Genomic DNA, 11,325 nt, shown 5'->3' with positions numbered 1-11,325 from the left:
TTAAGCCCGCCAGAGCCGATGGTATTGCCGTAACAGGTGGGAGAGTAGGTCGGCGCCTAATTTTACAAAGGAGCCCCGTTATCGATAGATGACGGGGCTTTCTGTTTTTATTGCACCCTACGCGTCATTGCGAGGAACGAAGCAATCTTCCCGCATGTCATGCTGAGCGGAGTCGAAGCATCTACATGGGGCACCCGTACAGATCCTTCGACTGCGCTCAGCATGACAAAGATTCGATCACAGCATTACAAAAGGCTGCGCATATCCAAAGATTGCTTCCTCGTACCTCCTCGCAATGACGGAGGGCGCCATAGGTCTAAGTACTAAATACTAACTACTAAATACTTACTACTAAATACTCAAATTAAGGAAATCGGAGATTTCCTTACCCCTCTTCTTCTTCTTCGTAAAAATCTATCAACGAAGCAACATACGTTTCATTCCAGCCTTCCACGATATCATCATAGTCTTCATCAGGGATATTCGTATGCTTAACCTCCAATGACGTTCCTTTTTTATGTTCATGGAGTTTGAAGGTCACGATAGATTCTTCTTCTTGTTCGCCAAAGTACCATTGCTGAACAATCTTACTATAAGGTTCCATTTCGAGGAACTTTCCCTGGATGGCGCCATCCCACATGGAGAATTCACCACCGACTTGGGGGTCGATTTCAACAAGGTCTCCGGTCCATAGCCTGATCGTAATTTCGGTGGTCAATGCGCGGTATAAATCCTCCGGTGGAGCCGTGATGATATAATATTTTTTAAATTCTTTCATGTGATATAAAAAGGGATTTAGATAATTCCTGTAAATTTACGGGAATTTATTAGCAATAGCATGAGTAATTTACTTCCAAATGCCCTCGTAAGAAAATTAGGCTCCAACCCTTTGTTTGATGAAAAAGCATTCTTAGATGCCCATGAACGAGGAGAAAAGCTCACTTCTATTCGGCTCAATCCTAACAAACCAACATCCTTAGACTTTGAAATAGCAGGAGAAGTGCCTTGGTGCGAGGAAGGTAAATATCTAAAGGAACGCCCTAAATTCACCCTCGATCCCTTGTTCCATGCGGGATGTTATTATGTGCAGGAGGCTTCTTCCATGTTCATAGCACATGTCATTGAAACCTTAAAATTAGGGGATAAGGCCATTAAGGCTTTGGATCTATGTGCTGCGCCTGGAGGGAAATCTACCTTATTAAATGCCTCCTTTAGTTCGGATAGCTTCTTAATCGCTAATGAAATCATCAAAACACGGGTGAACATCCTACGCGATAATCTCATGCATTGGGGATTACCCAACACGGTAGTTTCCAATAACGACCCTTCCTCTTTCCGCAGACTACCCGGCTTTTTTGATTTTATCTTGGTCGATGCGCCATGTTCTGGATCGGGCATGTTCCGAAAGGACGAAGATAGTATAGACGAATGGTCTGAAGCCAATGTGAAACTCTGTAGCGAGCGTCAGAAACGTATTTTAGCAGATGTGATGCCCAGTATGTCGACCGGAGGTATATTGGTCTATTCGACCTGCTCTTACTCCGAGGAAGAGAACGAACAGATACTGGATTGGCTGCATGAAGAATATGAATTTGAAACGATCAGGATTCCATTGGAAGAAGCCTGGGGTGTAGAAGAAACGCTTTCATCCAAGCATCAGGCTTATGGCTACCGTTTCTACCCGCATAAGACAAAGGGAGAAGGTTTTTTTGTAGCTGTACTAAAGTTCAAAGGCATCCAACCGATGTTTTCCATGAAGAAGATAAAAATGGAGAAATCTCCACTTCCAAAGGATGCATTGGTCAATTGGGTGGAAAATCCGAACGATTATGCTTCTTTTATCCATAATGAAAATGTTCATCTGTTTCCAAAATCTGTGGAAGCCTATGTAAAAGCAGCACAGCAGGTCCTATACCTGAAGAATGCTGGAACCATGATCGGTAAATGGTTAGGCAAGGAACTTGTTCCATCCCATGATTTGGCCATGAGCGTATTGCAGGCAAAAGACATTTCATCAGCTGAAATTGGATTAGCCGATGCGCAGAACTTTTTGAGGAAAGAACCCTTAGATCCTGCTTTGTTTCCTGCGGGGATGAAGGGCTGGTGCTTAGTGAAGTATAAAGGAATATCCTTAGGATGGGTAAAGGTATTAGGCAATCGGGTAAATAACTATTATCCCAAAGAAATCAGGATAGCTAATCTTTAATAGAAAGGGATAGGTTTATTGTTTGATCAGAAGCTGATGCTCGATGATCAGCTTACAGATATCCACTGCAACCTCATCTTTGGATTTAAGCTCATAGTTGGAAACATGAAGATCACGATCAATAACAGTGATCTTATTGGTGTTGTGGGCAAATCCTGCACCTTTATCCTGCATGGAATTCAGCACGATGAAGTCCAAGTTTTTTCTACCTAATTTATCCTTTGCGTTTTCCAATTCATTATTGGTTTCTAAGGCAAAGCCAACCAATGTTTGAGAGCTGGTTTTTTTAGCGCCAAGGCTCGCGAGAATATCCGTAGTTTTCTTCAAGGAGATAGCAAAGTCTTCGGCTTTCTTCTTGATTTTCTGGTCTGCTACCTCTACAGGAGTATAATCAGCCACAGCCGCACTCATGACAATGATATCTGCTGTAGAAAAGTTGGAGTCCATTGCCTCCAGCATTTGTTGCGCGGAAACCACGTCAACACGGTTTACATCTGAAGGCGTCGGCAAAGCGGTTGGACCACTTACCAAAGTGACTTCTGCACCCAGCTGTTGCAATTGTTTGGCTATCGCATAGCCCATCTTTCCGGACGAATGATTTCCGATAAAACGTACAGGATCTATAGCTTCATAAGTAGGACCAGCGGATACTAAAGCTGTCTTTCCTTGTAAAGGTTTGTCTGAAGCTAGGTAGTCTTCTATAAAGGAAAATATATCCTCCGGTTCGGCCAATCTTCCCTCACCAACCAAACCACTGGCTAATTCGCCAGTTCCAGGAGGTACAATAGCATGTCCGAAGCTCTTCAACAAGGAAATGTTATGTTGTACGGCAGGGTGTTTCCACATGTCCAAATCCATGGCAGGGGCAAAGGCAACAGGACCTTTAGCAGATAGATAAACCGCCAATAGCAGGTTGTCACATAATCCCTGTGCACATTTGGCAATGGTATTTGCCGATGCAGGTGCGATAAGGATCAGATCAGCTTGCTCTGCAAGATGCACATGGTTATTCCATTCCCCTGTTTCTTGCTGATAATAATCGACCAGAACAGGATTGTTGGAAAGAGTGGATAAAGTAAGTGGGGTAATGAACTGTGTCGCTTCTTCGGTCATGATCACCTGAACGGACGCATCAGCCTTGCGAAGTAACCTGACCAAGGTTGCAATTTTATAAGCGGCAATGCTGCCGCTTATACCAATTACAATATTTTTGTCCTTTAGAGACATGCTTCTACAGCTTATTCTTGTTCTTTAGAAGGGTTTCTAAAGTAAACTTTGTCATGTAAGAACTCATCGATCGCTACTAACGTAGGTTTTGGCATACGCTCATAGTGTTTAGAAATCTCGATCTGTTCACGGTTTTCGAATACTTCTTCCAAGTTGTCATTGCTGCTCGCAAATTCCGATAGCTTCTGATTTAACTCTTCTTTGATATCAACAGAAATCTGGTTTGCACGTTTGCTGATAATAACGATTGACTCGTAAAGGTTGTCCGTAGTGTTGTCTAATTCTCTTAAGTCACGAGTAACTGTAGAGTTAGGAACATTATTTTTATTTTGGCTCATATTAAAATGAATATATTGTACTAAATGATTTACTTAATTTGTTTCTACCGGAACAGTCCCTGGAGTAGAAACACCTAATTCTTCTTCGCGTTTCTTTCTTGCTTTTGCATCCGCTTCCATCAATTTGATGGCTGAAGCGATCTTACGTTCCGCAGAAGCGCGTAGACCCTTAACTTCATTGCTGTACTTGCTCTCTGGGAAGTTCTCTTCAAACGTTTCATAGTAATCCAACATCTGGTTGAAACGTTCTTCCTGACGGTGAGGATAGCTGTTGTCTGCAAATAAGTATTGGGATTTTACCAATAGGTATTCGATCTCTTCGGCATGTTTCGTGTCTGGATATTCCTTCAATACATTTTCCAAGGCAATCACTGCTGCTCTGTAATCATCAGGTAGGCCCATGTTGTAATACAGTTTAGCATTATCAAAGGCTTTTTTCTCCAATTTATCACGAAGGTTCTGGATAAGATCACCTGCTTCTTTCGCTTTTTCCGATTCCGGATAAAGGTTCACGAACAATTGTAACTGTTCGATAGCTTTGCGGGTATTGTCTTGATCAAGGTTAGAACGTGGAGATTCCAGGTAATAACAATATGCCGACATGAAACGAGCTTCTTCTGCTCTCGCACTGTGCGGATAGTTGTCTGCAAATTGCTTGAAGTGGTATCTAGCCGAGATATAATCCTTCAACCGGTAACTCGCATAAGAAGTGTAATAGTAAAGATCTTCAGCTTCTGCTGTACCGCGATAACGTGCAACCAACTCCTCAAATAACGTCAAAGCTTTGGAATACTTACCTTTTTCGTAGTATTTCACCGCTTCCTGATATTTCATTTGTATGTTGTTGCTGGCACGTATTTTCTCGAATTTACTTTTACAGCTGCTGAAACCAGTTAACAAAAATATGCCGATAATTAGGCTAAATACATGATTCTTCAAAAACATCCTACAAAGATACGTCAATTAATACTAATATTCAATTATATTTAACATGCGAAAATAGTTCATTTCCATTTAGCTAACCGCGTGAACCAGTGCATTTAACAATCTTTAACTATACATTTCGCCGACTGGATTACAGGATATGCAAAAAGCTTGCAATCTCAGGAAGGACATGAACGCCTTCATGAGCAACAAGGAAGGTGTATTTCAAGGAGTTAGGAATGATCCCAAAATACTTTTTAAAAGCAGTGGTAAAGTGGGTGGAATGCTTGTATCCGGTCATCCGAGCTACATCCGAAACCCGATATTTACCCATTAGGATAAGTTTTTTGGCATGTTCCATCTTCGCTTCCGTAATGTAGTTCATCACCGTTTTTCCATAATGCTGCTTAAAGTATTTTTTAAGATACTGTTCATTGGTGCCAACAGCTTTTGCCAATTCGGCAATACTATGGTTTTTGGAAAGGTCCTCATCGATCATCTTTTTGACCTGTTGGATCTTCTCAAAATGGCTTTTATTTACAATAAGTTCCTTGGATTCATTTTCTGCGTAAAGTCCTTCGACCTGATGGATGATGATCTCTAGCAATAGACTTTGGATCTTTAACTGATTGAGGTAGGAATCTTCCTGATAGAGTTCAAAAATCTGCTGCAGGGATAGTTCGATCCTGGAATCAGCTTTGGTCAATAACCCTTTTTCAAATCGATCTCTGTTCTCCAAGTATTTGGTATGGAAGGCCGGTAATTTGTCACAGGGCACCAACATCATCAGGACCATATTATCGGGGCTTAGGCTCTTGAATTCCAAATGATCGCCCTTGTTCACATGCTTTAGGATGTTCTCACCGGCTTGTAATAGGTAATTTTCAGCTTGAATGGAATACGTGCAATTGGCGGAATGGTCATGCACCAACAGGTTAAGATATCCTTCGATCGGAGAAATAAAAGCGAATCGTTGTCGCCCCTTCAGCACGGTAAAATACATGAAAGTCCCTAATTCAGACAAACTTTTGTCTGAAAATGGATTTCCCTGTGCGATAATTTCCGATTGTGAAGCTTTTTTTTCCGATTGCGTCATTTTGCTATTTAGAATAATTCTACATTTGCAGCGATATTTATTTAGACTTGTTCTAAAGAGTGTTCAAATCTAAGATATTAATCGGATATAATGAAACATTTTTACATCGCTGCTCTCTTTTTAATGATTACCGGTTCCTTGATGGGACAGACGTCCAACATTAAAGGTATTGTTCATCTGCTGGATGGAAAACCGGTAGCCAATGCGAGTGTAAAAGTGGATGGAACAACGATCGGAACCGTCTCTAATGAAAAAGGGGAATACCTTTTGGAACAGGTGCCTTATGGAAACCAAACTATTTTGGTGACCTCCATCGAAGTAAAAGACAAAAGAGTTAGCCTAAAGGTAGAGAAGCCAAAATACGATCTGCATATCCACATCGACCCAAAAGGGGAAATCAGTCTTGATGAAATCCGAGTGGTGAGAAACACTGTAAAAAGGGAGATTGAAACCAAAGGTTTCGCGGTGAATGTGATCGAGACGAAGGAAGCGGCTGTCCGTAACATACAGACCAATGAATTATTGGACAAAACAGTAGGGGTAAGGGTTCGTCAGAGTGGTGGCTTGGGATCGGAGGTACAATATAACCTGAATGGGATGACCGGCCGATCGGTGGGTATCTTTATCGATGGAATTGAGATCTCTACGTATGGATCTTCCTTCAATCTGAACAATATTCCGCCATCCATGATTGAGCGGATCGAAGTTTACAAAGGGGTTCTTCCGGCACACTTAACCGGAGATCTTTTGGGCGGAGCCATCAATATCGTGCTCAAAAAAGGTACTAACAGTAATAATTTATCGGCATCTGTTTCTTATGGTTCCTTCAATACGACCCAATCGGATATCAGTGCTTTATATAGACATGCCAAAACAGGTTTTACAACACGAGTTTCTGGAAGCTTCCTGAATTCGGATAACGATTATGAAATCTGGGGCAAGTTTTCCAAATATATTCAGCCAGACGGGGTAGTACAAAGGTATTACCGTACGAAAAGATTTTTTGACGGGTACAGATCCATTTCTGGAAGGTTCGAATTTGGATTTACCGATGTTAAATGGGCAGATACGTTCTTCTTGGGTTATAATGTGTCGGATTCCTACAAGGAGATCCAACATGGACAGACCATGGGAACACCTTATTATGGAAGGACTTCGAATGCGAACGCCAATGTGTTGAGCTTGAACTATGTTAAAAAAGATCTACTAACGCCTGGTCTTGGTCTTTCGGTAAATGCAGTATATAGCTTTAGAAATACTTCCATTCAAGATACCGTTCCTTATGAATTCAATTGGGATGGTCAGATTCGTTTAGATCTGAACGGCAATCCCATCAAGCATTCTTCGGGAGCACAACAGGGTAGTCCAACCTTGAACGACATCAAACGTCAAGTGGCAAACATCCGTTCAAATCTGAGTTATGATGTTGTTTCGGGCCATAGGCTTTCGGTGAACCACGTATTCTATACCGTAGATCGGAAAGATTCGGATCGTTTATATCCAGTTGCCAATGTGGGATTGAACCGCAAAAATGATCTGGCAAAAAATGTGGTATCCTTCAATTATGAAGCCCAAACGATCAACAATAAATTGATCACTAACCTTTTCTATAAGTTATACCAGCAATCTATTGGTAGCACTTCCTATACCGCTACGGTGAACAATGGCGAAACTACCTTTCAAGAAAATACGATGAAGGATAACCGGACCAACTCGGGTTATGGGCTGGCAGGTTCTTACCGCATAAAACCGAATATCATCCTATTGGCATCTGCAGAACGCGCTGTCCGTATGCCGGTCGATTCGGAGACCTTTGGAAGCCCAGAAGATAATGTATTGTCCAATCCTAATATCCGACCAGAAATCAGCGATAACTACAATGCAGGTTTCCGATTGGGAACATTCGATTTCGACGACCATAAAGTTTCCTTAGCGACCAATGTTTTCTGGAGAAATGTGAAGGATAGGATCATGCCGGAGGCCAATGAGTTGATGAACAACCAGGAGATCGAAGTGACCAAATTTGTGAATTTAGGAAAATCGCAATCCGTAGGTTTTGAGGGTGAGCTGTTCTATAACTACAAGAACAACCTGACCGTAGGTTTCAATTTCTCCAAATTCAATTCCTTATACAAAGTGCAGTTTGACCCGAATTCGGGTAAACAATTGCCTTATTACAATACACAGATTCCTAATGAGCCTTTCTTTACGATGAATGGGAATGTGCATTATCACCTGGATAACCTGATTCAAAAGAATTCCAAGTTGAACTTGTTCTATACAGTTGGTTATGTAGCACCATTCAGCACCGTTTGGTTTGATTCGGATTGGTTCGTGACACCGACACAGGTATCCCAGAATCTTGGGCTGAGCTATGTGTTCCCTTCCAAAAAGATCATTGCCAGTTTAGATGTGAAGAACATGTTCAATGCAGAGGTTTATGACAATTTTGGGGTGCAGAAACCAGGCAGGGGATTCTACCTAAAACTGAATTATTCCATTAATAAAATTTAAGTATTACCATATAATTATTACGATGAAAACTAATCTTATAAAATTTGCCCTATTGGGTATAGCCGCTACTTCCCTTACGTTCAGCAGTTGTCAGAAAGATAATGTTGTATTGGATCCGGATGAAAATGTTGATCGTTGGATCACCGTTTCAGGAGCTTTGATGAAGACTACAGCTGGAGATGGGGATGGAGGAACTAAGGTGTTTAGTATCAGCGAACCGGATGCCATCAATCCAAATTACAGTGTGAAGGTTTTTGATGAAGGAACAAGCGTTAAGTCATCTCGTACGGCTAGACTTCAGGCTTCTGCGGATGGAAAGTACCTTTATAACATTCAATATACAGGAGATGACGGTGGTGTTTTCAATAAATATATTGTTAAAGGAAGAAATAGGTTTCAAGCTGATGGTGCTGAGGTGCACACAAAAAATTATGTGAGTGATGCTCCAAGATGGTTAGTTGCAGCACCTGGTGTAGGGATTGCTGTTCGTGGAACCGCAAACCCAGTGGTTACTACAGGAACGTCTCCAAATTTTGTTTTTAAAGAAAGAACAACAAAAACGGATATCATTTCCTTAGACCTTAACAATCCAAGAATTACAAAGACAGCTACATTTGATTTGGCTTTATCGCCGGATGAAGTTGCAGCGGGATATTACATATCACGAATAGATGTACCTATCGTTAATAAAAGTGGGAACAAGGCATATATAGGTGCTGCCATTTCTAAACATAATGTCAATTCTTTCACTATTAATGATAAGGGACTTCCAGAATTTGCTTCAGATACAAAAAGTCCTAAGGCATTTGCAAAAACATTGGTGGTAGATTATCCATCATTCGATAACCCTAAATTGATTACTACCGATAAAACTAGGGCAAATACTAATGGCTATCGTTCTACGATGCAATATATTGGAACAGATGGACATGTATATCAAGCAACTTCTGGAGAAGCAAAAGGCACTGGTGGTTCAAAGATCTTGAGGATCAATTCTGCAACCAACGATTACGATAATTCTTTTGTATTTAGTTTAGACCAAGCTTTAGGTATAAATGATAGCTATATCGAAACTTGGAAATATGTTGGCGATGGTATAGGATTCGTAATTTACAACATTGCAGGTGAGGGTGGATATATTGCCCGCGTTGATTTGAACAACAAGACCGCAAAGAAATATAATATTCCAAACGAGGCAACCTTAAATTTCCGTCAGATGCAGAATATTGCGTTGGTAGGGGACAATGTATATATCGTTGTTACGCCGGTTAGTGAAGATGGAAACATCTATGTTTTTAATAGAAAATCTGGTGAAATGACTGTTGGAGCTAAATTGATCAATCAACCAGGAAACCGTTACATCGGTATCTATTAATCGTAAAGCAAAAGATAAATAATCCATATCAGGTGAGCTGTTGGCTCGCCTGATTTTTGGTTTTAATCACCTAGTGGTAGTAAAGAGAAAAATGAGTAAACCAAAACAAAAAACATCTACTTGGATTAAATTCAGAAAATTCCTGAACGATATCCATCTATGGGGAGGATTGATTTCCGGGATCATTGTCTTCATTGTTTGTCTTACAGGGACAATCTATGTGTATAATACAGAGATCCGGGCTTGGGCACAATCGAACTATCATCAGGTAGATCCTGCTGGGGAAAAATGGAATGCTGATGAGCTGATGGCCAAGGTTAAACCGGAAGTTAAAGGTAAAGTGGTAGGGATCAAGATCCCTTTTGCAGATGATGCAATCACCAGCATCCTTTATAGCAAAAAGGAAAAAGATGGCGAAGGAAAATCCGGCGAGGGAAAATCTGGCGAAGGAAAACCCGAACCAAGGACAGGCGAAGGAAAACCCGCCGAAGGCAAGGCTTCCGCGTCATTGCGAGGAACGAAGCAATCTTCCGAACCTGCTGAGACCACAAAACCTCAAGAAGGGGAGAAAAAACCTGCTGCACCAGCTGGCGGAGGTGGCGGTAGAGGACCACGTGCCAACCAACTTGCCGTTAACCCCTACTCAGGAGAAATAATCGGCGATCCTGCAGACGAAAAAACAAAAACAGCAGAGTTCATGCAGAAGATGTTCGGCTTACACCGTTGGCTCTTACTCAATGAAATCGAAGAACCTTTGATCGAAGGAGTCGAAAACCGGAAGCTAGGTTCTTGGATCACAGGAACGGCAACCCTATTATTCCTGTTGGGAGTAATTACCGGTATGGTGATCTGGTTCCCGAACAAAATACGCTCTTGGAGAAATGGTTTGAAGATCCGTTGGACAGCCAATTGGAAGCGAGTAAACCATGACCTCCATAATACCCTGGGCTTTTATAGTTGCATCATTCTGTTTTTAATGGCTGTAACCGGGCCTTTCTGGTCTTTTGACTGGTACCGTTCGGGATGGCAGAAAACATGGGGGACTTATAAATCCCCAGATGCGCCTAAAGAAGAGAAAAAACCGTTATTATCTATTATTCCAGCTGATGGAAAAGCTCCGATGACCATCGAGGAAACGATTTTGGCAGCCAATAAGGTATTGACCTATGATGGCGACCTTACGATCAATTTTGCCAAGGATAGTACCGGAACGGTTTCCATCAGTAAAAATAGGGTAGGATTTTTTGCACCATCTGCAGGTGATAAACTAACCTTGAATCAATATACTGGTGAGGTTCTGGAAAAGGATATCTTCAGGGAAAAGCCCTTTAACGAAAGAGCTTCTGCGTCTATTAAAGCCTTACATATTGGGGATATCTATGGACCATTTACCAAGCTCCTCTATTTTATCTCGTGTTTGATCGCTACTTCACTATCGGTCACTGGCGTAATGATCTGGTTGAACAAAATGAAGAAAAAACCAAAAAGGAAATAATCAAAAAGGGAAATAATCAAAAAAGACTTGTAGGCAAACGAGGGCACTGAAAAAGTCCCCTTTTAGAATGGGCAAAAAAAGGAGTAGAAAACAACAGTTTTCTGCTCCTTTTTTCGTATCTTAAAGTAGGCTTTAACGGATATCAGGATG

General features: G+C 41.4%; 9 protein-coding genes. 4 read left to right on the top strand and 5 right to left on the bottom strand.

Features of this window, described 5'->3' with window-relative positions:
- Positions 1–385: 385 nt before the first annotated feature.
- Positions 386–778 (bottom strand): SRPBCC domain-containing protein, encoded by a 393-nt coding sequence (locus VJ786_RS16110; protein WP_336558031.1) that lies wholly within the window; start codon positions 776–778, stop codon positions 386–388.
- 60 nt (positions 779–838) lie between these two features.
- On the opposite strand from VJ786_RS16110, the gene VJ786_RS16105 reads away from it, so the two are divergent.
- Positions 839–2,206, top strand: coding sequence for a methyltransferase RsmF C-terminal domain-like protein (locus tag VJ786_RS16105; protein ID WP_336558030.1), 1,368 nt, complete (start codon positions 839–841; stop codon positions 2,204–2,206).
- Positions 2,207–2,221: 15 nt separating this feature from the next.
- On the opposite strand, the gene coaBC is transcribed toward VJ786_RS16105, so the two are convergent.
- The 4 genes from coaBC to VJ786_RS16085 all read right to left on the bottom strand — a co-directional run bounded on the left by coaBC (position 2,222) and on the right by VJ786_RS16085 (position 5,791).
- Positions 2,222–3,433 (bottom strand): bifunctional phosphopantothenoylcysteine decarboxylase/phosphopantothenate--cysteine ligase CoaBC, encoded by a 1,212-nt coding sequence (gene coaBC, locus VJ786_RS16100; RefSeq protein WP_336558029.1) that lies wholly within the window; start codon positions 3,431–3,433, stop codon positions 2,222–2,224.
- 11 nt (positions 3,434–3,444) lie between these two features.
- Positions 3,445–3,771 (bottom strand): DNA-directed RNA polymerase subunit omega, encoded by a 327-nt coding sequence (locus VJ786_RS16095; protein ID WP_099367047.1) that lies wholly within the window; start codon positions 3,769–3,771, stop codon positions 3,445–3,447.
- A gap of 33 nt (positions 3,772–3,804) precedes the next feature.
- Positions 3,805–4,716 carry an outer membrane protein assembly factor BamD gene (locus VJ786_RS16090; protein WP_336558028.1) on the bottom strand — a complete coding sequence of 304 codons (912 nt, stop codon included), beginning with the start codon at positions 4,714–4,716 and terminating at the stop codon, positions 3,805–3,807.
- Between the two features lie 130 nt (positions 4,717–4,846).
- A complete protein-coding gene (locus tag VJ786_RS16085) occupies positions 4,847–5,791 on the bottom strand; it encodes an AraC family transcriptional regulator (RefSeq protein ID WP_099367049.1) in 945 nt (314 codons plus the stop codon).
- Between the two features lie 90 nt (positions 5,792–5,881).
- Here VJ786_RS16085 and VJ786_RS16080 point away from each other — a divergent pair, with 90 nt between their 5' ends.
- The 3 genes from VJ786_RS16080 (at position 5,882) to VJ786_RS16070 (ending at position 11,175) form a co-directional block, all read left to right on the top strand.
- Complete coding sequence (locus tag VJ786_RS16080; protein ID WP_099367050.1) at positions 5,882–8,305, top strand: TonB-dependent receptor; 2,424 nt, start codon at positions 5,882–5,884, stop codon at positions 8,303–8,305.
- Between the two features lie 22 nt (positions 8,306–8,327).
- Positions 8,328–9,680, top strand: coding sequence for a DUF4374 domain-containing protein (locus tag VJ786_RS16075; protein ID WP_134776084.1), 1,353 nt, complete (start codon positions 8,328–8,330; stop codon positions 9,678–9,680).
- 91 nt (positions 9,681–9,771) lie between these two features.
- The gene (locus VJ786_RS16070) at positions 9,772–11,175 is read left to right on the top strand and encodes a PepSY domain-containing protein (protein ID WP_336558027.1); all 1,404 of its coding nucleotides are present in this window, start codon (positions 9,772–9,774) and stop codon (positions 11,173–11,175) included.
- Positions 11,176–11,325: the final 150 nt, after the last annotated feature.

Source organism: Sphingobacterium tenebrionis (genome assembly GCF_037126265.1).
Classification (GTDB): domain Bacteria; phylum Bacteroidota; class Bacteroidia; order Sphingobacteriales; family Sphingobacteriaceae; genus Sphingobacterium; species Sphingobacterium tenebrionis.
The sequence above is the reverse complement of the archived record's forward strand: the minus strand, read 5'-3'. Positions and strand labels throughout refer to the sequence as shown.

Excerpts from the sequence above, each read along its gene's own strand:
- VJ786_RS16110 (WP_336558031.1), bottom strand. The coding sequence starts at position 778 with ATGAAAGAATTTAAAAAATATTATATCATCACGGCTCCACCGGAGGAT.
- VJ786_RS16105 (WP_336558030.1), top strand. The coding sequence starts at position 839 with ATGAGTAATTTACTTCCAAATGCCCTCGTAAGAAAATTAGGCTCCAAC.
- coaBC (WP_336558029.1), bottom strand. The coding sequence starts at position 3,433 with ATGTCTCTAAAGGACAAAAATATTGTAATTGGTATAAGCGGCAGCATT.
- VJ786_RS16095 (WP_099367047.1), bottom strand. The coding sequence starts at position 3,771 with ATGAGCCAAAATAAAAATAATGTTCCTAACTCTACAGTTACTCGTGAC.
- VJ786_RS16090 (WP_336558028.1), bottom strand. The coding sequence starts at position 4,716 with ATGTTTTTGAAGAATCATGTATTTAGCCTAATTATCGGCATATTTTTG.
- VJ786_RS16085 (WP_099367049.1), bottom strand. The coding sequence starts at position 5,791 with ATGACGCAATCGGAAAAAAAAGCTTCACAATCGGAAATTATCGCACAG.
- VJ786_RS16080 (WP_099367050.1), top strand. The coding sequence starts at position 5,882 with ATGAAACATTTTTACATCGCTGCTCTCTTTTTAATGATTACCGGTTCC.
- VJ786_RS16075 (WP_134776084.1), top strand. The coding sequence starts at position 8,328 with ATGAAAACTAATCTTATAAAATTTGCCCTATTGGGTATAGCCGCTACT.
- VJ786_RS16070 (WP_336558027.1), top strand. The coding sequence starts at position 9,772 with ATGAGTAAACCAAAACAAAAAACATCTACTTGGATTAAATTCAGAAAA.